Raw genomic sequence first — 25,145 nt, 5'->3', positions numbered from 1 at the left:
CTTCCGGTTATGAGTTATTGTCTGAACCCCTCCTGCCAGAACCCCCAAAATCCCGACGCTACAAGGTTTTGCCTAACTTGTGGCGCAAAACTGTTGCTAAAAGAACGGTATCGCGCCATCAAACCCATTGGCAGAGGGGGTTTTGGTAGAACTTTCCTGGCAATTGATGAAGATAAACCGTCTAAACCTCGCTGCGTTATCAAGCAGTTTTTTCCGCAGTCACTAGGTACTAATAATGCTGAGAAAGCAGCAGAATTATTTAACCGAGAAGCGGCGAGACTGGATGAACTGGGAAAACACCCGCAAATTCCCGATCTGCTGGCCCATCTCGAACAGGATGGCCACCAGTATTTAGTTCAGGAGTTTGTTGGGGGTGAAAATTTAGCAGAAGAATTAGCGATCGCAGGTGCTTTTAGTGAAGCTAAGATTCGGAGTTTGTTGAAAGATTTACTACCTGTTTTGCAGTTTGTTCACGATCGCCAAGTGATTCATCGCGATATTAAACCAGCCAATATTATTAGAAAACCTCCGCAACCTCCTGATACTTCTTTGTTTTTAAGTTACCCAGTTGGAAATCTGGCTTTAGTTGATTTTGGTGCAGCGAAAGTAGTAACTCAAGGTGGAGGAACCGGAACTATTATCGGCAGTCCCGAATATGTTGCACCTGAACAAGTTAGAGGGCAGGCAGTTTTTGCCAGCGATTTATATAGTTTAGGTGCTACTTGCATTCATTTGCTTACGGAACTTTCTCCTTTTGATTTGTTCGATATCAACGAGGATAAATGGGTATGGCGAGATTATTTGAATAAAAATTCGGTGAGTACTAAGCTGGGAAATATTTTAGATAAATTGTTAGAAACTAGCTTGAGTCGCCGCTATAGATCGGCAACGGAGGTGCTGGATGATTTAGATTTTCAGCAACCAGTTGTAGTACCAACAATTGCATCTAGACCTGTTCCTAAGTTAACAATGCCAGGGCCTACGATCGCACCTCCACCTGTTAGGAAAAAGTTATCAGTGCCGCTGCGATCGCCAACTTGGGAAATTATTTATACGATGACGGGACATTTAGATTCAGTCACATCTGTGGCATTTAGTCCTGACAATCAAACTTTAGCTAGCGGTAGTGGAGACAATACTATTGAGATTTGGAAACTGGATACAGGGAATCGATGGTATACACTTAGAGGTCATTCTGATTGGGTGAATTGTGTTGCTTTTAATCCTAATGGTCAGAGTTTAGTTAGTGGCAGTCGCGACAAGACTATTCAGATGTGGGATTTGAAAAAAGGCAAATGGTGGTATAGTTTGGTGGGACATTCAGACCGGGTTTATACAGTTGCTTTTAGTGCTGATGGTCAGAGTTTAGTTAGTAGCAGTCGTGACAAAACTATCCGATTGTGGAATTTGCAGAAAGGCAAGTGTACGCAAACTATTACGGGTCATTCTGAGGGGGTTTTTGCAGTAGCTTTTAGTCCTAATAGTCAGCTTTTAGCTAGTGGCAGTCGGGACAAAACTGTGCAACTTTGGGATATTGCTACTGGCAGATCGATTTGTACTTTGTCTGGTCATACAAACTGGATAATTGCAGTAGCTTTTAGTCCCGATGGGAAAATTTTAGCTAGCGGTAGCCGAGATGGTACGATCAAGCTATGGCGGGTAAATGGAGATGGTAAAGGGGAATTGCTACACGCGATCGCAGATAATTCCGAAAGTGTTTTCTCTGTTGCCTTTAGCGGGGATGGAAAGATTTTAGCTAGCAGTGGTCGGGAAGGTCAAATTTCTTTGTGGGACGTAGATACAGGCGTTTTGCTGGAAATTCTCAGCGGTCATTCTGGGGATGTTTTGTCTCTTGCTTTTAGCGGGGATGGGAAGAGTTTAGCGAGTGGGGGAAGCGATCGATCTATTAAAATTTGGCGGGAAAGATCGTAAGTTCTGTAAGCTTAATTTCCGTGTAACTCAAAATTGGGTCTAGACTGTAGATTGGGTAACAGCTTAACTTAACAATCAGTTTATGTCCGCTGAATTGCTGCACCAATTGACAATACTACGCGATCGCGTCGCTGAGTTAGAAACACAGTTAGCAACAAGCCAAAAGGCAGAGTCAGCCTTACGGCAATCAAATGCAGAATTAGAAAAGGCAGTTGAGGAGCGTACAGATCGATTGCAACAGAGTGTGACTCAGTTGCAACAAGAAATACTCGATCGGCAATTAGCAGAAGAAAACCTAAAAAAACAAGAACGCCAGATTAAATCCCTGCTTAACAATATACCCCATATTGCTTGGCTCAAAGACCCAGAAAGCAGATATATTGCAGTTAACGAACCCTTTGCCAGAGCTTGCGGTCGGACTCCAGAAGATATAGTAGGCAAAACTGACTTCGAGCTCTGGCCAGCAGAATTAGCGGCAAAATATCGTGAAGACGATTTTCAAGTCATTGTTTCAGGACAACAAAAAGTAGTTGAAGAAGTAGTTGTCGATACATTAGGAAATAATTTATGGGTCGAAACAATAAAAACTCCGATTTATAGCGAAGGTAAAATCATTGGCACAACTGGTTTCGGTCAAGACATCACAGTTCGTAAGCAAAGAGAAATAGCCTTGCGGCAAGTTAACGAAGAACTAGAAGCAGAAATAGAAAAACGCACAGCCGCATTAGAGCAAAGTGAATCTCGACTGCTAACTTTACTATCATCTGCACCCTTGATTTTATTTGCGATCGATACTCAAGGTCGCTTCACCTTTTCTGAAGGTAAAGGATTGGAAGCTATAGGATTGCAACCAGGCGAAGTCGTGGGTCAATTTGTTAGCGAACTTTACCCAGATATACCAGATACTATTGATAGCATAAATCGCGCTCTAGCCGGGGAAAAAGTCAAGGGTGTGATTACTGAATTAGCCGATGCAGTATACGAAAGTCAACTATCTCCGGTTCGCAACGCCACTGGCGAAGTAATTGGAATGGTGGGGGTTTCTACAGAAATTAGTGATGTCTACGACGAGCTGCGCTTACGCAAACAAGTAGAGCAACAACTTCAGCAACAAGCGCAATTTTTACAGGGAATTTGGGATGGCGTAGATTACGGTATTTTTGTCTTAGATGTGTTGGATGGTGGGGCGGATTTTCGCTACGTTCGCTTCAATCCCGCAATGGAAAGAATCACCAGATTACCGATAGAATTCCTACTAGGAAAAACCATATCAGAGGCACTTTCCCTTGATATGGCAACACTCTACTGCCAGCATTTTGCAGAAGCTATTAGATATAGAAAAACTATTTCTTTTGAGGAGCGATTTTATATCAATAGTGACGAAACTTGGTGGCTGCTAAATGTGACTCCATTGCGCGATCGCAATTTACAAATTCACCAGTTAGTAGTTACTGCCACTAATATTACTAACAGTAAAGCCGCAGAAATTGCTCTCCAAGAAAGTGAGAGCAAATATCGCAGCTTAGTCAATACATCTCAAGATATGATCTGGTCTGTAGATCTGGAAGGACGCTATACTTTTGTTAACCCAGCAGTTAAAAAAATTTACGGCTATGAGCCGGAAGAAATGATCGGTAGGCAGTTTACTGACTTTATCCCACCCCAACAAATTCAGAAAGATTTTGAAGCTTTTACTTGTGTTTTAGGTGGAGAAGCACTCCTTCAGTATGAGAGTATTCAAATTGCTAAAGATGGCCGACTTATCAATCTCATATTTAATGCGATCGCGCTACGTGGCGAGGCAGGAAATATATTAGGTGCAACAGGTATCGCTAGCGATATTAGCTTACGTAAACTAGCAGAAGCCGCCCTTGCTGAAAGTGAAGCTAAATTCCGTAGATTAGTAGAAAATGCCAATGATTTGATTTACGAACATTCAATAGATTCAATATTCACATATCTTTCGCCCAAGATATCCGATCTCATCGGCTATGAGATATCAGAACTCTTAGGAAAGTCTTTTGTACCCTTGATTTACCCTCAAGATTTGCCAGCCGTTACAGCAGTTCTTAACTGTATTATTGAAACTGGCGAGAAGCAGGCTGGACTTGAGTTGCGAACCCAACATAAAGACGGTAGTTGGCATTGGATTACCTGTAATATTTCGCCTGTTAAAGATGCTAAGGGTAATATTATTAGTTTTATGGGTATTGCCCGTGACATTCGCGATCGCAAACTTGTAGAAGAAACTCTGCGGCATTCAGAATCCCAATTAAGACAGCAAGCCCTCGATTTAGAGCTAGCCTTGCGACAGCTACAACGCACTCAATCTCAACTGATTCAGAGTGAAAAAATGTCTAGTTTAGGTCAGCTAGTTGCTGGAGTTGCCCATGAAATTAATAACCCAGTTAACTTTATCTATGGCAATCTTACCTACGCCAATGACTATACTCAAAATCTACTTAAACTGCTACAACTTTACCAAACACACTATCCAGAGCCAGTTAGGGAAATCCAAGAGGAAATTGAAGCGAGTGATATTGAATTTTTATTAGAAGATTTACCAAAAATTCTCTCTTCCATGAAAGTAGGATCTGAGCGAATCCAACAAATTGTCACCTCTCTACGCACCTTTTCACGTATGGACGAAGCCGAAATGAAGGAAGTAAACATTCATGAAGGTATCGACAGTACGCTGATGATTTTGCAACATCGAATTAAGGCAAAAAGCGACCGACCTGCGATTAATATTATCAAAGAATATGGCAAATTGCCTTTAGTTGAGTGTAGTGCCGGACAGCTAAATCAAGTGTTTATGAATATTCTGAGCAATGCCTTGGATGCCCTAGATGAAAGAGATGCACAAAGGTCTATAAATGAAATGAAGCAAATGCCGAGCAGTATTAGCATTTACACTCAAGTATCGAATGCTAACTATGTAGAAATTAGGATTATTGATAATGGGCCAGGAATACAAAAAAGCGTGCTAGAGCGACTTTTTGACCCATTTTTTACCACCAAAGCTGTTGGTAAAGGTACAGGGATGGGTCTATCAATTAGTTATCAGATTATCACAGAGCGGCACGGTGGAACTTTAGAATGTATTTCCACACCGGGAGAAGGCGCAGAATTTAAAGTTATGATTCCGCTTAGACCCTCTTAAGCATAGTGCTAGTATTTTTATCATAGTGCTAATATTATTTCATCGCCAATATCTTCTTAGCTACATCCTCAGCTATGGGCATTACTGATAACCGATTCCCCTTTTGAACCAATAAAAGCCGATCGTTAGTAAACTCTTGTTTAAGCAGATCGAGCGATATTAATTTAGCGAATTCCTCAACAAATTCCACACTAACTGTCTGCCATCGAGGAGCATTTAAAGTTGACTTAGGATCGTAATATTCACTTTGATGGTCAAATTGAGTAGGATCGGATATCCCGGTTTCAATTACACGCATTAAACCGACAATTCCCGGCGGATTACTATTAGAATGGTAGAAAAATACTAAGTCTCCCTGGTTCATTTGCCGTAAATAATTGCGAGCTTGATAGTTGCGAACACCGTCCCATAGAGAAGTAAGATCCCGTTTCAAATCTGTGATACTGTAAACATTGGGTTCCGATTTCATCAGCCAATAGTTCATAAGTAGAATAAAATAATTAAACGTAGAGTGGCATTGCCCGTAACAGTCTTTACTTCAAAGTTACCCGTAATTTTTACACTTCTTGCGTTAATAAACACGATTACATTATAATATAGTTTGGCGTAAGTCCCGATTGGGATCAAGTTGAGCTAAATTAAAGTAATGCTAAAAATCAGACACTTGACTGCGGCAATATCGGGAATAGTTCTAGTAATTATTGCTGGATGTACTGCTAATGAAGCACCTAAAATTCCATCTCCATCTCCTCAGTCTGATGCCACTCCTGCCTCAGTCAAGAAAGAAGATAAATTATCAATTTTATCTCCAGCTAATCCAGATACAGCAGCTAATTCTATCATTCAGCAATACATCAAAAAACTAGCTGCTAAAGGAGTTTCTAAAGAAAAACAAGGGGTGTGGATACAATCTAAAAACACTCTTTTAGCAAATCATCAAGGCACAATCCCTCTACCAGCAGCTTCAATTACCAAAGTAGCAACAACTCTAGCAGCCTTGCAAACTTTTGGCCCAGATCGTCAATTTGTCACTGTAATCAATGCAACCGGCCCCATTGAAAAAGGGATATTAAAAGGCGATTTAGTAATTCAGGGAGACGAAGATCCGTTATTTATCTGGGAAGAAGCAATTGCCCTCGGTAACACCTTAAATCAAAAAGGTATTAAGCGAATAACTGGCAATTTGATAATTATCGGTAAATTTTACATGAACTTTGAACTTGACCCCCAAAAAGCCGGCTCTCTGCTTAAAGAGGGGTTAAATAGCCAAATTTGGTCTTCAGAAGCTGAAAGCCAATATCAAACTTTGCCAGTAGGAACTCCTAAACCACAGATAATAATTGACGGTTCAGTACAAGTTTTACCCACAACTCCTACCAATATTCAGCCTCTAGTTCGCCATTATTCTTTACCTTTAGCCGAACTCGTAAAGAAAATGAATCAATACAGCAATAATTTGATGGCTGATATGTTAGCTGATACTGTCGGCGGAGCAAAAGTAGTAGCCCAAAAAGCCGCAGAAATCGCAGGAGTTCCCCCCGCAGAAATTCAACTCGTTAATGGTTCTGGCTTAAGTGAAGAAAATCGGATTTCTCCTCGCGCCGCCTGTGCAATGTTTTTAGCACTTGAGCGCTATTTGCAACCTTACAATATGACAATTGCAGATGTTTTAACAGTAGTTGGAAAAGATCCGGGAATCTTAAATGAGCGCAAGATTCCGCCATTAGCTGTTGTCAAATCTGGAACTCTCGATTATGTTAGCGCTTTAGGAGGAGCACTACCAACTAAAAAACAAGGAACTGTTTGGTTTGTGATGATGAATGGAGGGGAAAATGTTGAGGAATTTCGCGCACAGCAAGAAGCTCTCCTAAATATCTTTTTGAAAGAATGGGGTTCTGTTCAAGTTTCGCCGCCAGAGTTAACACCTAACCCTAGTAGAAAAAGTAAAAGCTCTAGCAATGAAATTATCCCGTAGGGTGGACGCAACTATACTCTCAGGATTTACGCATTTCTAACGTAATGCGGCGCTGTGGAGGGTATTTTTATCGCTCAGATGCCGGGGTTATAAGTAGAAGGAAGAAGGAAGAATGAAGAATGAAGAATGAAGAATGTTTATACCGTAAGCTTTTTAGCCATCCCGATCTTATGTTTAATTAGGTGGATTTACTTACCAAATCCGGGTTTTTCACCCCTTTATTGTCATTGCGAGCGGAGCGAAGCAATCGCAGAGACTAGGCGATTGCTTCGCTCCGCTCGCAATGACGGCAGAATTACTAATAAAGGGTATGACTAACCCAGATTTGGGTGATAAACTCTCATCAAATGGGAAAGTAAATAACAAAGATCAGTCCAGATTTTAGCTGAAAAAAGCAGACTCTTAAGAGGCATCATGCCTCTTAGTTTGGTATACTACTACTGGCCTGTCAATACCTTTAAAACGAAAGTCTCCGATCGATTCAAAACCTTCGCGCGATCGCAACATAGCATAAGTATTCTCACTCACCACACATTCCCCAGGAGGACAAACTTTTTCCATGCGAGAGGCGAGATTAATCGTCGAACCCAAAACCGTATAATCCACCCTTTTGAGACTACCCACATCGCCAACAACAGCCTTACCGCTATTAATAGAAATACGCAGTTGCAGAGGTTCTCCTAAAGTACCGCTGGCATTAAGTTCATCTAACCGCTCTAACATTCCTACCGCAGCTTCTACAGCACGCTCAGCATGATCTGACTGAGGTTCAGGAGCGCCAAAAAATGCCATAATACAATCTCCAATGAATTTATCCAACGTTCCGCCAGCAGCAAAAACTTCCCGCAGCATTTCCTCGAAAAAATTATTGAGTAATTTTGCAACTTCTGCTGGACTTAAGCGTTCAGACATAGCAGTAAAGCCAACAATATCAGCAAATAAAATGCTAATTTCGCGCTCTACTGGTGGTAAACGATCGTCTATAAGTGCCGAAGCTGCTATTAACTGTTGTACCACTGCTGGAGAATGATATCGCTCTAATCTTTGCCGCATTGTCTCTTCACTTCTAAGTTTCTGTGCTAACAGCCATCGCTGCACGCTAGAAGCGACCAAATTGCCTAAAGCCGAAAAAAAGCTCAGGTCTTCATCACCTCCTCTTTGCCACTCCTCTGAAGACAATTGAGCGTGTCCATAAAGTACGCCAAAAACTTTATGTTCGTTCCATAAAGGTACTGCGATCGCGCTGCGAATTCCTTTGACAATAATACTCATTTCTTCTTCAAACCGTTCGTCCATTTGAGCATCAGCCGTTTTAATAGCAACTTGTTCTGCAAATACTTTTTGACAAATTGTACGACTGATCCAACTACCATCAGTAGGCATCTCTTCCTGTTCAGCAAGTGTTTTAGCCGCAGCATTAACTACTTCCAATTTGCCCGTACCAGTAACATCAATTAATAGTGCCAATCGTTCAATATTTTTATTGTCACGGAATACAACTTCCTGTACCTGGGAAAAAATTGCTTCTATAGATTCAGCACTATTCAGAAACTTGGCAATATCTACCAAATATTTGAGTCTGTCAATAGCTTGTCGATAATTACTGATATTTTCAATTTTTGTATCCGGTTCTATCCACTGTTCTTGCAGTTCTTTAGCCTTAACTAGAATCGTCATTCCTTCCCCCAGACTTCCTATTTCTGGAGGCTGTGGTTGGGGGCGGCTGTCTAAAACAATAATTATACTAATATTATGTCCTAAATTTACATTGTCACCCTGATTTAGTTTTTGAGGATAGGTAATCTGGACATCATTTAAGCGAGTACCATTTTTGCTACCCATATCTTCTACTAACCATTCCCCGGAAGCTGTTTTGTAGAAACGGGTATGGCGGCGAGAAATATCGGCAAAAGGTACTTGTAAATCGCATTCTGGTAAGCGACCAACAATATAATCATCGCGGTTTACTGCTACTGTTTTTTCTATTAGCCCATCTATTTGCAGTTTTAATTTGAGGTCATCCATAATATCAAATTCCGCTGCTTAGTGTTAATTGTAGGTCTCAAATGCTAAAAAGGTAATTTATAAATCTATGTTATTCAGAGTACAATTGCGTTAAAATAAACAGATTTTACAATTCTATCAAGGCAAGCATCTAGATGTCATTTCACTCTTGTATGCTTAACTTTGCTTAATTTAAAACCATTGCATATAGGGCTTCAACAGGAAGATATTGGCGGTGCATTAGCAGCACTAAGTAGGAGGAGATAATTAAACGTCAAATACAACTCCTAAAAAGCAGGCGATCTAATTCCTTTCTTGGATCATCTTATCATGTTTATATTCACTTCAATTTGGGGGCAATTCCAGAGCAAGTTGGCCTAACAAACCAGTCCTAAAATCATTTAACATTTTTCGCGCTGTACGCTCCACATCTCCTTGATAACGCAGTTTTGCTACCTCATGCAAATAGCTTTCACCATTAATAGATGTTGCGTCTAATTCATAGCGAGACTTTAAACCAGATGCGGAGATCAAACCATCACTGGTAGTCTCAAGATATGTTAATAGATCCACCATCGCTGCCGCTATACCCTGATTGTCATAAGCAGCCTCGCCAATATCTTCACAAATAGCTAATTTCTCAGCGTCCTCTTGATTCTCAATTCTAGTCGGAATTACCCCTGGAGCGTCTAGTAGTTCAATTTCCTCAGAAATGCGAATCCACTGAAGACTTCGCGTCACCCCTGCTCTTCTGGCACTATCGACCACCCGCCGCCCTAATAATCGATTAATTAAAGCCGATTTGCCCACATTGGGAAAGCCAATCGCCACAGCACGAACTGGACGAGGAAGCATCCCGCGATCGCGCCGCCGTTGATTCAACTTTACCCCAGCATCCCGCGCCGCGATCGCCACCGCCTCGACACTCTGGCCATGCTGAGCATTAGTAAAATAAGGAACCTCACCCTGGGCCTCAAACCACTCTTCCCAAACTTTTCGCACTCGCGGCGAAATCATATCCATGCGGTTAATTACCAAAACTCGCGCCTTCTCGCCTACCCACATCGGCACTTGAGGATGATGAGTCGCCAACGGAATTCGGGCATCTCGGACTTCGAGCACCACATCCACACGCTTGAGCTGTTCTTTCAGTTTTCGTTCAGCCTTAGCAATGTGACCCGGATACCATTGAATTTTCATAAAAAATTGTTAGTTGTTAGTTGGCTTGTGTAGTTAGGGACTAGGGGCTAGGGACTAGGGGCTAGGGAAGAAGGGAAGAAGGGAATAGAATAAGCGGGTGGAAGCAATCGTAGGCGTAGCCAGCCGCAGGCATCGTATCTGGTGTCGCCTGGGCGACTGCGATAGTAGTGGCTAGACCCGCTAAATCTGACAAGAGAGCGCGCCTTGGCCACTACTACGAAATTGACGCGATCGACAGGAGCGCGAAGCGATCGCCAAGCCTTGATATTGCTTGGCGACCCTCACAATGACAGCGAAATGTATATCTCCAGGCAATTAACAGTTAACAGTTAACGGTTAACTGTTAACCGTTAACCGTTAACAATGCTAGGGAACAATCAAAATCGGACAGGGAGAGAGATTAATCACTCGATTGGTGACGCTATCCCCTGCTCCCTCTTCAGTTAAACCAACTCCCCGACAGCCCATCACAATTAAATCCGCCCCAACCTCATCCGCCACATCACAGATCGTGAAAGCAGGTTTGCCTTCGCGCTCGATAGTTTCGGCTTCGATCCCCTGCTGTGCAAACATAGATTGGGCGCTCTTGAGCAGTTTGGCCACTGCATCAGCAGAAGTCATCTTCTCATGGACTGGAGAATCGCCCTCCGGTGCGGGCGCTTCCAGCACCGACAGGATAATCAAGCGAGAGCTGTAGTTCTTCACGATTTGAATAACCATTTCAGCAGCTTCGCGGGCTTCTCGGCTTTGATCGACAGGAAATAAAACAGTCTTAAACATGATCGCATCTCCAAGACGCGGACTTCGATAAAATGTTTACGGTGAACCAGTCAGTGGAGCTTGCTCCATCCGCCTGTTTTTTGACTAGACGCGATTTCTCGCGTCGGAGGCCAAGCGTGCGAGTGACCCGCGCCGGCCTAAATTCAAAGGAAATTAGACAAAAACACACTTAAAGGAGGGTGATCCTGTGACAAAAAAGACTCTAGCAAATTTATCGGCATCAGATTTATCCGGCAAACGGGTACTCGTGCGGGCTGACTTTAATGTGCCGCTCGACAACGGCAACATCACAGATGATACTCGTATCCGGGCTGCTCTGCCCACGATTGAGGATTTAACTTCTAAAGGCGCTAAGGTGATCCTCTGTAGCCACTTCGGTCGTCCCAAGGGCGTGAGTGATAAGCTACGTTTGACACCTGTGGCGGCGCGTCTCTCGGAATTGCTGGGAAAAGAGGTTAAAAAGCCTAGCGACTGCATCGGTGAGGAAGTCGCTGGGGTTGTGGCAGCGATGCAAGATGGCGATGTAATTTTGCTAGAAAATGTCCGCTTCTACCCAGAAGAAGAGGCGAATGACCCGGAATTTGCGAAAAATTTAGCTTCAGTTGCGGATTTGTACGTGAATGATGCTTTTGGCACGGCTCACCGGGCTCATGCTTCTACGGAGGGAGTGACGAAATATCTCAGTCCTTCGGTGGCCGGGAAGTTGATTGAGAAAGAGTTGGAATACCTGCAAGGCGCGATCGAAAATCCTCAACGTCCTTTGGCTGCTATTATCGGCGGTTCTAAGGTTTCGAGTAAGATTGGCGTGATTGAAAAGCTGCTAGAAAAATGTGACAAATTGATCTTAGGCGGCGGCATGGTTTTCACTTTTTATAAGGCTCGTGGTTTGAATGTTGGTAAGTCTTTGGTAGAAGATGACAAGCTAGAATTGGCGAAGTCTTTGGAAGCCAAGGCAAAGGAGCGCGGCGTTACTTTTCTGTTACCTACGGATGTCGTAGTTGCTGATAAGTTTGCGGCTGATGCTAACACTCAAATTGTCAGCGTCGAGGCGATCCCTGATGGTTGGATGGGTTTAGATATTGGGCCTGATTCAGTTAAGACTTTCCAAGATGCTTTGGCGGATTGCAAGACGGTAATCTGGAATGGGCCAATGGGCGTGTTTGAGATGGAGAAATTTGCTGCGGGAACGGAAGGGATCGCGCGAACTCTTGCTGGTTTGACTAAGACTGGTACTAGCACTATTATCGGCGGCGGCGACTCGGTTGCGGCTGTGGAAATGTTGGATTTAGGCGCAGAAATGAGCCACATTTCAACTGGTGGCGGTGCAAGTTTGGAGTTGTTAGAAGGTAAGGAATTGCCCGGAATTGCAGCTTTAGACGAAGCTTAATTTGGAGTTGGGGCGGGCTTTGTCCGCCCTACTATTTGGAGGAAAAAAACTATGACTTTATCGAGTTTAGTGTTGAAAATGCCTTCAACTTTTCAGATGACTGATGACCAGTTTTTTGACTTCTGTCAAATTAATCGGGATTTACGCATTGAAAGGACTAAAACAGGAGAAGTTATTATTATGTCACCGACTGGTTCAGAAACAGGAAACCGCAATGGCGACATATTTGGTCAGTTGTGGGTGTGGGCAAAGAAAGATAAGACTGGGATCGCGTTTGATTCTAGTACGGGGTTTACGTTTTCTTCTGGACAAACACTGTCACCTGATGTTTCTTGGATTAAGTTAGAAAGATGGAACTCTTTATCGCCTGAAGAAAAAGAGAAATTTGCCCCGATTTGTCCTGATTTTGTGATAGAATTAAGGTCGCCTAGCGATAGTTTGAAATTGCTTAAGGAAAAGATGCAGGAGTATATTCAGGAAGGCGTAAAACTGGGTCTGTTGATTGATAGAAAACCGCGAAAAGTTCATATTTACCGTCCAGAAGTTCCAGAGGAATGTTTAGATAATCCGGCGACGGTTAGCGGTGAGCCGATATTGCCGGGATTTGTGTTAGACTTGAGTGAGATTTGGTAGTCTAATAGAGGTTATGGCGCTTATGAAACTTACAGCATTGGCGATGGCAGGGATTTTTGCACCACTTTCTATAGCAAGTGCTGTCAAGGCGGAGAATCCACAGCACGTTAGGCAATTGCTGGAAACTAGGAGCTGTTATGGCTGCGACTTGAGAAATGCTAACTTGTTTAAGGCTAACCTATTTGAAGCTGATTTGGAAGGAGCAGATTTAAGCGGCGCAAACTTGTATGAAGCTAAGTTAATGGGCGCTAACTTGACGAATGCTAACTTATCAAATAGTAACCTATTTAATGCAGATTTATCTAGGGCTAACTTGTGGAGTGCTGACTTGCGGGGAGCTGATTTATCCTACGCTTTTTTGGGAAAAGCAAATTTAATGAGAGCTAATCTCCAAAATGCTAAACTCTATACAGCAAATTTGGGAGAATCTCATCTTAATGGCGCTAATTTATCAAATACGGATTTGAGAAGATCGTTTCTGTTTAGAGTGAATTTGGAAAGGGCTAATCTAAGTGGGGCTGACTTGACTTATACCGATCTGCGAGATACAAATTTGAAAGATGCAGATTTGTCACAAGCAAGGCTTCCTCAAGGACAATTGAGCGGTACAAATATAGATCTTTCTTTGCGTGAGAATACTGATTTAAAGAGTACAAATTTGCGCGATACGAGGTTTGGTTCTTTTCCCTGCGTGTTGACTGAACTTGTATATTGCGTTAATGAGTTGCCGAATCAGTGATGAGTTAGATATTGGTAGATGGAGGTTAGGGCGATACCTGAATATAGGGGTTTTTAGTTGTATGAAAACAGGGTAATTGGTAATGGCTAATAGCTAATAGCTAATTGCTAATAGCTAATAGCTAATAGCTAATTGCTAATTGCTAATTGTAAGGTGGGCGATCGCCGCAACAAGCCTGTAAATTATAGCAGAAGATCGTTGTCGGCGATCGCCCACCCTACGTTTAATTATGTCCAACTCGTAAGGGTAATCGCAGGGTGAAAGTGCTACCTGTACCCAATTGACTCTCCACGCTTAGACTACCGCGATGTGCTAAGGCTATGGCTTGCGCGATCGCTAACCCCAATCCCGATCCGCCAGTGTCGCGATCGCGCGAAATATTGACTCGATAGAAACGGTCAAAAATTCGCTTGCGATCGGCTACTGGAATCCCAATACCTGTATCTTGAACATGAATTATAACTAAATGGTCACTTTTCTCTACAATAACAGTTACTTTGCCCTTCGGCGGCGTATATTGAATAGCATTAATAATTAAATTAGAAACTAAACGATAAAGTTGGTCAGAATCACCTACAACATTCAACGGCTGATGCACTCTAACTTCCGATGTTAGTATTACTTTAGCAGCAATTGCTAACACGGCTAATTCGTCTACTAAGTCGCTAACAAGATCGTTAATACAACATAACTGGTGGCGCACTGATACAGATTGTCTGTCCATACGAGCTAGCAACAATAAATCAACAACTAACTGAGTCAATCGCTGGTTTTGACGCTCTACTGTTCGCAACATCTCTCGCGCCTCTTTTTCATCTAAGTTAGGCAACAAAAGTGCGGATTCTACTGTAGCTAAAGTAGCCGCTAAAGGCGTTCTCAATTCGTGGGCAGCATCGGCTGTAAACTGTTGAATTTGTTGGTAGGATTGGTAAATAGGTTTCATTGCTAATCCGGCTAACCACCAACTAGCAACTCCGACCAAAATTAAGGCTGTGGGCAACCCTAATTGTAGAACCCATTTAACTGTACTGAGATAATCGTTGAAGTCTTGAAGGCTCCTTCCTACTTGAAAATATCCCCAATCTTGCTGGTTTTGAGTATGCAGTGATACTGAAATTTGATGATAGATGTTGCCTTTACTATCAGTTATAGTTTGCCAAGTTTGAGAGTTAAATGTTTGGGGTAATTGGTCGAAATCCGTCCCTGCAATCGCAATTAAATTACCGGAAGTATCAAATAAACGTATATAATAATAACCTTGATGAATCGCACTTAAAATGTGGCGGTTAGATACACTCTCCTTGTGAATACTATTAACCCCAATTAGGCGAAGATTAGGTAAAAGTTCAGATACAATCGACTCTAAGCGTCCAGGTTGTTTCAATTTTAGTTCTAGGCTGTCGTGTAGCGTCCCCGCTACCGATTCTAGTTCGCGGTCTAAAGCTACCCAATGAGCATGGGCAATTGCTTTATAAACACCAAATCCTAACAAGCTCAAAATCAAGCCCATAACTCCAGCAATTGAGAGAGCTAATCGCCACCGAGTCTGATTAAATAGTTTATTTTGATTCATAGCCCTAGATTCAGGCGGTATCCTACACCGTGTACGGTTCCGATTAGATTTGCCGCACAACCAACTGATTCTAGTTTGCGTCGCAGCAAACGCATTTGAGCTGCTACTACATTGCTAAATGCGTCTGCATCTGCCTCCCATATCTGATTTCTAATCCGATCGCTAGTAACAATTTGATTGGGATGTCTCATCAAATATTCTAGTAGTTGAAATTCCTTATTAGTTAATGAAATTATCTGCTTTTCTCCTTTCAGATTGAAATGATAAACAGTTCTAGTTCCGTAGTCAAGAGTCAGGTTTACAACTGTCAGTTGTTCGGGTTGTAATTGAGGAGATCGTCGTTGCAATGCCCGCAATCTTGCTAAGAGTTCTGCCATGCCAAAAGGCTTTACTAAATAGTCATCTGCTCCTGCATCTAAGCCAGCAACTTTATCTTCCATCCGGTCTCTAGCTGTTAACATTAAGACAGGCAAATGATTATTTTTAGCACGCAGCCGTTGGCACAATTCTAATCCTGATAATCCAGGTAGCAGCCAGTCGAAAATAGCGAGGGTGTATTGCGTCCACTGACTTTCTAGATATTCCCAAGCTTCATTACCATTTTGTGCCCAGTCAACGATATATTTTTCCTGATTTAAGGTGCGTTTGATCGCTTTTCCTAAATCTGGCTCATCTTCAACTAGAAGGACTCTCATAGAATTAATTAGTGATTTTAGTTTTTGTTTAAAGCCCGCTAAGTTGGTAGAGGAAAACCTGTTTTATCTTAAATCACTTAATAGGATAGGGAGTTCTTCTAATTTTTCTAAAATAACTGACTGTATCATCGTTTTTCTCACACATCGCGACCCATTCATTTCATCATAACACTAACACATCATGTCAGCCACTTAACTTAATGTTGCATTCCCCAATGAAATCTAGATGAAATTTTCAAGATAGACACCAATAATCTAGAGCGTCTATCTTGGAAATAAGCTGACTATTGATCGAAGTTAAAACGACCGTTAACTTTTTCTCCGTTAATATCCGCAGTTACTTTTACTGGATACTGTCCTGCTTCTTTGATGGGAAATAAAACAGTATAATATTTATCGTCAGCATCATACTTTAAGGCTAAGGTTTGCTGTTTTCCGTTCGGTAATTGGACTTGAGCTATCACTTTTGCGTTAGGGACTGGTTGGTGATTGTCGCCTTTTTGTACATAAAGCTCTAACTGAGTTCCTGTATCTTCTTTCTCAGTTAGAAACTCTAAGTGGTAAGCTCCAGATTCGACAACTTGACCCCCTTTAGATTCTTTAGGGTGATCGGTTTTAACAGTAGCCGCAGGGGCAGCACTGGGAGCTGGAGATGCAGATGGAGAGGCAACAGGAGAGGGTGCTGGGCTGCTATTTTGATCGCTTGCTTGCTCGCCTTTATTGCAAGCTCCTAACAAAACTAATCCGACACTGGCAAGAATAATTAAACCTGATTTACATGATTTCATTTGTTTTACTCCTTTTTAGATGATGACGGAAGCTAATGTGTTCCTATTGTAACAGTACCTGTCGGCAAAGTTACTAACTATAGTGTGTAATTTCCCTAATTGATAGAGTCTTTTTGGTTAGCAAAAATTTCCCAAATAGGGAATACAAAGCTGGCAGCACCAGTAAAGTTAAGGCTGTGGAAGTAAACAAACCACCCAACACCACAACTGCCAGAGGTTGCAAAATCTCTTTGCCTGCTCCTGTACCAATTACGAGGGGAACCATACCGAGAGCCGAGGTAAAAGCTGTCATCAAAATCGCCACTAATCTTTCCATTGCGCCTTCTTTAATGACTTGCTTGAAAGGCATTCCCTTGCTTACTTTTTGATTAAAATTATCAACCAAAAGCAAACCATTACGAACCGCGACTCCAAATAAGGTGATAAAACCCACAAGTGAAGCTACAGAAATGATACCACCACCGATCGCAATAGAGAAAATCCCTCCTACTAATGCTAGAGGTAAGTTGATCATAATCATAATCGCGCCCCCCAAAGAATTAACGGCAAAATACATCAGCACTGCAATAATTACTGTTCCTAAACTACCAAATATGAGCAAGTTTTGGGTAGCGCGTTCTTCAGATTCAAATTGTCCACCATACTGAATAAAATAACCTGAAGGTAATATTACTTGCTCTTGTACTTTTATTTTGATTTCATTAACAACTGAGCGTAAATCTCGTCCTGATACATTTGCAGCCACAACCAATAAACGGGAAACATTTTCGCGATTGATAGTATTAGGGCCAGTACCATATTCAATTTTTGCGACCTGCGCTAGTGGGATCTTCTGTCCAGAAGGAGTATCAACTAATAAGTTACTAATAGTATCGAAATTACTACGACTTTCTGGTTTCAACCACACCAATAGATCAAATAACTGCTGTTCTTTAAGAACCTGAGATACTACTTTCCCATTCAGGGCAGTTTCTATAGTTTCTGTAAGACTGCCAATAGTAAGCCCGTAACGTGCAGCCGAAGCTCGATCAAATTTAATCTGTAACTGACGAATGGGAATTTGTTGTTCTAACTGTAAATCAACAATACCTTTGACCTGACTCATAGCTGTTTCTACTTCCTTCCCAATAGCTCTTAATTCTGTCAAATCAGGCCCAAAAACTTTCACGGCAATAGCACTTCTCACTCCTGAAAGTACTTCATCCATACGATGGGAAATAAAGCCTCCTACGCTAGTAGCAACACCCGGTAACTTATTAAATTCCTCTCGGATTTTGGCAATACTCTCTTCGCGGTTCTTAATTCCCCGATCGCTAAGTTCTACATCTAAATGTCCTAAATTTACCCCTCCAGCATCAGCATCACCAGGCGCACGTCCCGATCGCAATTGTACTGCTGTAAATCGAGGATCGTCTTTAAGAGCAGTCTGCATCGCCAGCCCCATGTCGTTAGTAGCGGCTAGGGAACTCCCAGGATAAAGTAATATTGTATTAACTAAAGATCGCTCTTGAAATTCTGGTAAAAATACTCTTCCTAGTGAGGGAAGTACAATTAATGAAGCAATAAAAGCAGCGATGGCTGGCAATAAGATTAATTTAGGACTATTAATTGCGATATTCAAAGCAGGACGATAAAGCCGTTGGCTTAATGCCGAAACCCAAGTATCATCCGATGGCAATTGACGATTTGCTAATAAGATAGCGCAAAGAGCAGGGGAAAGAGTCATTGCAACAAAAGTAGAGGCCATAATAGAAACTAAATAAGCCACTCCCATTGGGGTAAAGATTCGTCCTTCTACTCCTGTTAAAGAGAAAATCGGCGCAAATACAATAACAATGATTACCGTAGAAAAAATTACACTTGTGCGAACCTCTACTGAAGTGCTGTAAACAATCTCAAAATCGTCTTTAGGCTTGCCCTCTAGTTGATTTTTTTGCAATCCCCGATAGCAGTTTTCCATATCCACAATTGAGTCATCCACCACTGAACCAATGGCTACTGCTAATCCGCCCAGAGTCATAGTATTTATGCCTTCTCCAAACCATGATAAAATTAACATTCCTATCAAAATGGACAGGGGAATTGCACTGAGAGTGATTACAGTTGTGCGCCAATTCATCAAAAACATCAGCATGATTACTGAAACAATGATGATGCCATCTCGGAGTGAGTCTCGTACATTTTCAAGAGCAGAATCAATGAAACTTTCTTGGCGAAAAGTTACTTGTACTTTCACATCCTTGGGTAATCCGGCTTGGACTTCCTCCATTGCTTTTTCAACTGCTCTGGTGACAGTGGGAGTATCAATTTGAGGCTGCTTGTTTACAAGTAAAATTACTCCCCTTTCACCATTGACACTAGCATCACCTCTAGCTATTGCTGCTCCCAGTTTTACCTCTGCCACATCACCTAATTTTATGGGTTTTCCCTTTCTAGCTGTTACCACTGATTCGGCTAATTCTTCAATCGTTTCAATCCGACCTACGCCACGAATAATTTCTTCTCTGTCAGGTGTAATTAAAAATCCCCCAGACGCATTAGTATTTGATTGTTGTGCCACTTTTGTTACCTCTTCTAAAGAGATATTAAATGCAGTTAGCTTGACGGGATCGACCAAAACTTGATACTCTCTGACATCACCTCCATAGGCAATCACTTGTGATATTCCCTGCACAGCAAGTAAGCGATTGGTAACATCTCGATCGACTAACCTTCGCACTTCCATTAAATTAGTCTTTGGCTCATTTTCTTCTGCTTTTATGGTGAAGGCATACATTAAAATTGTGCCAATCGGAGAAGATACAGGAGAAATTTGTGGTTCTTCAACACCTTGAGGTAACTTCGCTCGAGTTTGCTGTAAACGCTCAGCAACTAATTGTCTCGCTTGATAAATATCTGTATCAGCTTTAAAAATTACTCTTACAACTGAAATACCTACCGCCGAAGAGGATCGCACAGTTTCTACCCCCGGAGTTCCATTAACTGCACTCTCAATTGGTAAAGTAATTAAAGACTCGACTTCTTCAGGGGCCAGTCCAGGGGCTTCTGTTTGAATTTCTACTTGAGGCGGGGCAAAATTAGGAAAAACATCAAGGGGCATTCTAGTTAAATTATAGCTGCCCAAAAAAGTGACTATAATTGCACCGATTACAACTAGCCAACGTTGAGCTATCGACCATTTGAGGATTGAATTTAGCATGAGTTGAAATAGTGGTAATTATTCTTTTATCTTAAGGAGCAAATTATCTAAAAACTTGACTGAGGAGCGAAGTTTTTAGCCATTACCAATCGTATTCTGAATTATTCCCCGCCACTTTACGATCGCTCTTCCGCCGACCAGCTACAACCCCAACTGAGAAAGCTAGAGTAGATAATATTGTTCCGCCTACTGCTCCCACTAACCATAAAGGCACCGGAAAAGGATTAAAATTTGCTCCTGTCACCTTGGGAGTTAATTCCTTTTTTTCTTCAGATTCTAAAGGTTTATTACCACCGCGTAAAGATTGAGCGTAAAGTTGAGGAGCCCGCTGCGTTACTACTAAATCTCCCTCGAATAAACCGCTCTTAACTTCAACCAAATCACCAGAAATTTGACCGAGTTTGACTTCAATAGCTTGAAAGACATCACCATTTTGAATATAAACGCTCTTTCTACCATTAATATCAACTACAGCACTGCTGGGAATCGCCAAAATATTTGTTGCTGTCTGGTCAGTTAATATCTCTAATTCAGCAAATAGCCCCGGCTTCAAAACGCCGTCAGCGTTATTCAATTCCGCTTGTACTGATACCGCGCGCGTTTCTTCTTGTACTGCTGACCCAATTATTGCAATTTTTCCGATGAAAGTGCGGTTCGGTAAACTGGCAACTTTCACCCTTACTTCTTGACCCTCTTTAACTAGATCTAAATCTTTTTCATAAATGTTGGCTGTGGCAAAAACAGCGCTATTATTTAATAGAATCATTAATGGCTTTTCCGCAGCTTTCACGGATTCTCCGAGAGTGATTTCTCGGTCTGAAACAATGCCGTCAATCGGAGCGATTACTGTAACCAGTCCTCGATCGTTAGCAAGAGTTCCTAACTGGTAGAGTCGTGCTTCATAAGCGGAATTACTGAGTTGAATCCGCGATTGAGCAATTTCTACAGCAGATTCAGCGCGTTTGAGTTGATTCTCAGCTTCTAAAACTTCCCGGCGACTAAGAACTTTAATAAGTTGTGCTTTAAGTTCAGCTACTTTGCCTTGCGATTGTCGCAATTCTCGCAGGGGAAGGTCTACTTCGGCTTGTTTAATTTGGCTTTCGGCTTGGATGACTTCTGGCCGACTTTTTGCCTTAGCAACAGCAGCTTGAGCTTCTGCTCGGCGAGCTCGCGATTCAAGCATTTGCCGTCGCGCGATCGCTCCTGAATTTACCAATTCTAGATCGCGATCGTACTGTTCTCGAGCAACTGCCAGTTCTGTTTCGGCTCGTATTATTTCAGCCTTGGCAATCTCAATTTGGCGCTGATAATTTTCTGTAGCAACTTTAACTACAGATCGCGCTTCTACTAACTCTCGATCTTGGCTATATTGTTTTTGAGCAGCGGTTAATTGAATTTTTACTTCGGCGATTTCGGCTGAGGCTATTTCTATTTGGCGAGTGTAGTTTTCTTTGGCTAGTTTTAAGTCAGCTTTCGCCTGCTGTAAATCTGCTTCTGCTTCTGCGCGTTTTGAAAGCGATTCAACGCGCAATTGTGCTAATTCTGAACTGGATAAAATGGCGAGAATTTGACCTTTAGATACTCGGTCGCCCGGTTTAACTAATAGCTCTACTAATGTTCCATCTACAGGTGCTTGTACTTTGACTTTTTGATTTGGTAAAGTTTCAATTTGACCTGTAGTTTTAATGCCAGTAGCTAATCGCTGAGCTTTGACTGGTTCTACTTTTATTCCTAATCGTTTGGAGGTTTCGGTATCGACTGAAATTGAAGCAGGTGCTTGCGTAGCGTCGCTTCCACTTTGATGAAATTCATTTCCATGTCCGGCGTGAGCTAAAACTGTGGCAGGAAATGTTAATAAACCCAGGCTTAGAATTACCCATGCACATGAGCGGAATAGTGCTTGCGGATGGTAATTATGGGAAGATCGCATCATTAAAGATGCTCTTGAGTAGTGGGGGATGAGGGGAAGGTGAGGGGAGGAATTCTGCATAAGGATTTCTGTGTTGAGCGATCGCCAGTTAGAGCGAACGGTTTGGCTAATTTTTTATAAGGCGAGTCTATTACTCACTACACAGTTTTTCATACAGAAATGAAATCAGGATGAAATCTTGAACGCAGATTGAACTGATTTTCCTGATTTCACTGATTTTTTAAGCCGATAATACTTTAATGGGGCGGTAATGTGGTGGTTTTCAGTGGGGAAAGTACTGCTCTTAATTTAGTAATTAGTGATTAGCAATTACCTTCTTCTCATCCCACTGAAAACAGCTATAATCCCCTTAACTGCCTTGTAGAAGAGGCTTAGCGATATTAGCACAATAGCTGTCGTCTACAACTTTAGATTTGATATTTACAGCTTGCATTGGGGATGAGGGGGGAAGCTCTCGGTTTTCGGGAAGCATGGCAACCTTCTTGCATACAAGTTGGTTGCTGCCTACATAGGCAAAGTTCCAAGTATAAATTTCTGGGTTACTGACAGTCGCATTGGCTGAAGGTAGTGCAAAGGCAGCCAATAATATTAACTCCAAAGCCAGTAGACCGACAATGACGAATTTCAGCATAGACTTTTGTTGACCTGTAAATTCACCTGGTTGACATATTCTTATTATTATTTAAGCTTGTTGCTTCTGGCAAGGCTCTCAGCGGAAAATTTGCGATCGCCCTCTCCTTTATGAAAAATTTTCACAAATTTTAAAATTATTTAATAAATAAATATTCGCTATCTGGGGCAATTGTGGCTGTAAGGATCGATATAGCAGAAGTCCTCCGTCCCAGGGCAGCTATGCTGAAGGTAAAAGGCAATAAAAGCAAGGGTTTCAGCAATTAATAATGCCCTGGCTGCCTTGACCGTTGCGATCGTTGGTGGGGCATCGCTTCCCAGAAGGCATGGTACTTAAAAAATGAGTTATATTACATTATAAACTATTGTCCAATGATTATTCTTAATAAAAAATAAATAAATGATGTAAAGGTCTGCACCCAGAGAGAGCCAAAATATTTTACTTAAGATAGAGCCGCCTCTGCATTTGATCGGAGCACAATATTTAAAGTAGCCGATTAACAGAAGAAGTCATTATCACCCTGTGGCTACTATCTGTGGAATGCAACTATTTTAATGGAGTTAATCTCTGCTTATGCAGCTTCAAAAGCCTTACCCAACTGAGAAGGTAGAAACCAATTCAGCATCCAAACAGCCACAGATATCAATTAAGAGGCATTACTCAGTGTATTTCTTAAAAAGAATCCCACAATTCCTCAGTAGTTTGAGCATAAACCAAAAAATTGGCTATGGTTATGCGGTATCAATCGGAATTGCTGTACTCGGAACCGGAGCAGGACTTGCGCTCGGAGATTATTACCAGCGACAGGCGAAGGAAAAACTAGAGCGTACCCACCAGCAACAAACTCTCCTGAGCGAACTGCAAAATGAAGTGCTAATAGCGCGATCGCATTCGGAAAGGTTAGTATCTATGTTGGACAATGCAGTTTGGGTTGAATCGGAAACCAAGAATTTTTCTGAAAGTGTGTTCAGGGGTAAAAACCTGCTGTCTGAGTTGAAAGCTTTAGTCCAGAGCGAGATTAGAAATCACGGCCGAGATGCTGTCGAAATTGAAGCTTTATTGAAAAGTTACGAAATAACTTTAGCATCTTATGTCGAGCTAGTAAATTCTCTCTTGGATACAATCAATTCGCAGCAAATGTCGCCCGCAGAAGTAGAGCTAACTCAGGAACGACTCCGTATTTCTATAAATGGCGTAGGCTCTATTAGATTTGAACAACTCTATCAAGAACTAACTCAAGTTATTGCTAAAGCTAAAAGCCAAGAGGCGCAAGCTAAAGTCACCTTTAATCAAGCTGAGTCGCTGCGGATTCAAATTACAGTTGCGAGTATGATTCTTTCTGCTGCTTTCGCTGCAATTTTGGCATATTATACTAGCCGTGCAATTGCTCTTCCTATCAAATGGGTGACTCAAGTAGCGCAACGTGCATCCGAGCAATCTAATTATAACTTACGCGCGCCGATTCTGACTGAAGATGAAGTTGGTTTATTGGCAAGTTCTCTCAATCAACTTATTGAAAGAATAGCGAACCAGATCAAAGAATTGACAGAAACTCAATCGCAACTAATTCAGACTGAGAAGATGTCATCTTTAGGGAGTATGGTAGCCGGAGTCGCCCACGAAATTAATAACCCCGTGAATTTCATCTATGGCAATCTTAACTACACCAATCGCTACGTTAAAGACTTGATGGAATTAGTGGTACTATATGAGAAAGATTATCCCAAACCTACTGTAACTATTCAAGACAAAATTGAAGCGATAGACCTTGAATTTTTGCTGATTGATTTGCCGAAAGTATTAGGTTCTATGCAGAATGGTGCTGAGCGTATTCGGCAGATAGTTGTATCTTTGCGAAATTTCTCTCGCCTTGACGAAGCGGAAATGAAACGAGTTAATATTCACGAAGGGATTGATAGTACGCTGTTAATTCTCAATTATCGGCTAAATTCAAAAATTGAAGTGATTAATAACTATGGGGATTTACCGGAAATTGATTGCTATCCGGCGCAACTGAATCAGGTGTTTATTAATATCCTCACTAATGCAATTGATGTGCTAGAAGAAGTTGCAAGTAAGGTGCAGGAAAAAACAGATGAAACAGGCTTATTGCCAGTTAGTTCTAACTTCTCACCTACTATTATTATTAAAACGGAAATTATAGAGCGCGATCTGATTCGGGTGGGAATTTGGAATAATGGCCCTGGGATTCCTGCGGAAATTAAAACTAAATTGTTTGACCCGTTTTTTACGACTAAGCCACCAGGTAAAGGTACGGGTTTAGGTTTGGCGATCGCTTATCAAATTGTTGCTAAGCATTGTGGTAAAATAGAGGTAGTTTCGGAGACAGATTGGGGCGTGGAGTTTGGTATTGTATTGCCAATAAGAGCTGAAAGTAATTAGTTAACTGTTAGGACACATATCCGTAATGCCGCTCTCGCTTACAGTAATACTAAATCCGAGTTTGATATCCCCTCGATCGTTTGGCGATTGAAATCGCTACTACACAAACGAAG

The 25,145-nt window shown here is 41.8% G+C and carries 18 protein-coding genes; 8 read left to right on the top strand and 10 right to left on the bottom strand.

Annotation, left to right across the window (positions count from 1 at the left end; translation table 11 throughout):
• The first annotated feature begins 9 nt into the window (after window positions 1-9).
• Both OSCI_RS00585 and OSCI_RS00580 read left to right on the top strand, forming a co-directional pair.
• Window positions 10-1,932 carry a serine/threonine-protein kinase gene (locus OSCI_RS00585; RefSeq protein WP_019487161.1) on the top strand — a complete coding sequence of 641 codons (1,923 nt, stop codon included), beginning with the start codon at window positions 10-12 and terminating at the stop codon, window positions 1,930-1,932.
• Between the two features lie 82 nt (window positions 1,933-2,014).
• A complete protein-coding gene (locus OSCI_RS00580; RefSeq protein ID WP_007352885.1) occupies window positions 2,015-5,095 on the top strand; it encodes a PAS domain S-box protein in 3,081 nt (1,026 codons plus the stop codon).
• Between the two features lie 34 nt (window positions 5,096-5,129).
• Here the strand turns inward: OSCI_RS00580 and OSCI_RS00575 are convergent, their stop codons facing one another.
• The gene (locus OSCI_RS00575; protein WP_007352884.1) at window positions 5,130-5,579 is read right to left on the bottom strand and encodes an EVE domain-containing protein; all 450 of its coding nucleotides are present in this window, start codon (window positions 5,577-5,579) and stop codon (window positions 5,130-5,132) included.
• Window positions 5,580-5,741: 162 nt separating this feature from the next.
• On the opposite strand from OSCI_RS00575, the gene OSCI_RS00570 reads away from it, so the two are divergent.
• Complete coding sequence (locus OSCI_RS00570) at window positions 5,742-7,070, top strand: D-alanyl-D-alanine carboxypeptidase (RefSeq protein WP_007352883.1); 1,329 nt, start codon at window positions 5,742-5,744, stop codon at window positions 7,068-7,070.
• A 402-nt stretch (window positions 7,071-7,472) separates the two neighbouring features.
• Here the strand turns inward: OSCI_RS00570 and OSCI_RS00565 are convergent, their stop codons facing one another.
• Window positions 7,473-9,095, bottom strand: a complete 1,623-nt coding sequence (locus OSCI_RS00565; protein ID WP_007352882.1) for an adenylate/guanylate cyclase domain-containing protein — start codon at window positions 9,093-9,095, stop codon at window positions 7,473-7,475.
• A 324-nt stretch (window positions 9,096-9,419) separates the two neighbouring features.
• On the bottom strand, window positions 9,420-10,274 hold the full coding sequence (ylqF, locus tag OSCI_RS00560) for a ribosome biogenesis GTPase YlqF (protein WP_007352881.1): 855 nt from the start codon (window positions 10,272-10,274) through the stop codon (window positions 9,420-9,422).
• 204 nt (window positions 10,275-10,478) lie between these two features.
• On the opposite strand from ylqF, the gene OSCI_RS31810 reads away from it, so the two are divergent.
• Window positions 10,479-10,607 carry a hypothetical protein gene (locus OSCI_RS31810; protein WP_267879538.1) on the top strand — a complete coding sequence of 43 codons (129 nt, stop codon included), beginning with the start codon at window positions 10,479-10,481 and terminating at the stop codon, window positions 10,605-10,607.
• Between the two features lie 33 nt (window positions 10,608-10,640).
• On the opposite strand, the gene OSCI_RS00555 is transcribed toward OSCI_RS31810, so the two are convergent.
• Window positions 10,641-11,054 carry a universal stress protein gene (locus OSCI_RS00555; protein ID WP_007352880.1) on the bottom strand — a complete coding sequence of 138 codons (414 nt, stop codon included), beginning with the start codon at window positions 11,052-11,054 and terminating at the stop codon, window positions 10,641-10,643.
• 187 nt (window positions 11,055-11,241) lie between these two features.
• On the opposite strand from OSCI_RS00555, the gene OSCI_RS00550 reads away from it, so the two are divergent.
• The 3 genes from OSCI_RS00550 to OSCI_RS00540 are packed head-to-tail and all read left to right on the top strand — an operon-like array spanning window position 11,242 to window position 13,813.
• Window positions 11,242-12,441, top strand: coding sequence for a phosphoglycerate kinase (locus OSCI_RS00550; RefSeq protein ID WP_007352879.1), 1,200 nt, complete (start codon window positions 11,242-11,244; stop codon window positions 12,439-12,441).
• A gap of 51 nt (window positions 12,442-12,492) precedes the next feature.
• Window positions 12,493-13,074: a Uma2 family endonuclease gene (locus OSCI_RS00545; protein ID WP_007352878.1), complete on the top strand. Its 582-nt coding sequence runs from the start codon at window positions 12,493-12,495 to the stop codon at window positions 13,072-13,074.
• A gap of 22 nt (window positions 13,075-13,096) precedes the next feature.
• Window positions 13,097-13,813, top strand: a complete 717-nt coding sequence (locus tag OSCI_RS00540) for a pentapeptide repeat-containing protein (protein WP_007352877.1) — start codon at window positions 13,097-13,099, stop codon at window positions 13,811-13,813.
• Between the two features lie 223 nt (window positions 13,814-14,036).
• Here OSCI_RS00540 and rppB read toward each other — a convergent pair whose 3' ends face one another.
• The 6 genes from rppB to OSCI_RS00510 all read right to left on the bottom strand — a co-directional run bounded on the left by rppB (window position 14,037) and on the right by OSCI_RS00510 (window position 22,629).
• Window positions 14,037-15,386, bottom strand: coding sequence for a two-component system sensor histidine kinase RppB (gene rppB / locus OSCI_RS00535; protein ID WP_007352876.1), 1,350 nt, complete (start codon window positions 15,384-15,386; stop codon window positions 14,037-14,039).
• Window positions 15,383-16,081, bottom strand: a complete 699-nt coding sequence (gene rppA / locus OSCI_RS00530; protein ID WP_007352875.1) for a two-component system response regulator RppA — start codon at window positions 16,079-16,081, stop codon at window positions 15,383-15,385. The genes rppB and rppA overlap by 4 nt, the downstream gene beginning before the upstream one ends.
• A 284-nt stretch (window positions 16,082-16,365) precedes the next feature.
• A complete protein-coding gene (locus OSCI_RS00525) occupies window positions 16,366-16,869 on the bottom strand; it encodes a hypothetical protein (RefSeq protein WP_007352874.1) in 504 nt (167 codons plus the stop codon).
• 73 nt (window positions 16,870-16,942) lie between these two features.
• Entirely contained in the window at window positions 16,943-20,068 is a 3,126-nt protein-coding gene (locus OSCI_RS00520; RefSeq protein ID WP_007352873.1) for a CusA/CzcA family heavy metal efflux RND transporter, read from the bottom strand.
• Window positions 20,069-20,150: 82 nt separating this feature from the next.
• Window positions 20,151-22,058, bottom strand: a complete 1,908-nt coding sequence (locus OSCI_RS00515; RefSeq protein WP_234708677.1) for an efflux RND transporter periplasmic adaptor subunit — start codon at window positions 22,056-22,058, stop codon at window positions 20,151-20,153.
• 289 nt (window positions 22,059-22,347) lie between these two features.
• The gene (locus OSCI_RS00510; protein WP_007352871.1) at window positions 22,348-22,629 is read right to left on the bottom strand and encodes a hypothetical protein; all 282 of its coding nucleotides are present in this window, start codon (window positions 22,627-22,629) and stop codon (window positions 22,348-22,350) included.
• 573 nt (window positions 22,630-23,202) lie between these two features.
• On the opposite strand from OSCI_RS00510, the gene OSCI_RS00505 reads away from it, so the two are divergent.
• Complete coding sequence (locus OSCI_RS00505) at window positions 23,203-25,032, top strand: sensor histidine kinase (protein ID WP_019487160.1); 1,830 nt, start codon at window positions 23,203-23,205, stop codon at window positions 25,030-25,032.
• Window positions 25,033-25,145: the final 113 nt, after the last annotated feature.

The sequence above is a fragment of the Kamptonema sp. PCC 6506 genome (assembly GCF_000180455.1).
Taxonomy (GTDB): domain Bacteria; phylum Cyanobacteriota; class Cyanobacteriia; order Cyanobacteriales; family Microcoleaceae; genus Kamptonema; species Kamptonema formosum.
The sequence above is the reverse complement of the archived record's forward strand: the minus strand, read 5'-3'. Positions and strand labels throughout refer to the sequence as shown.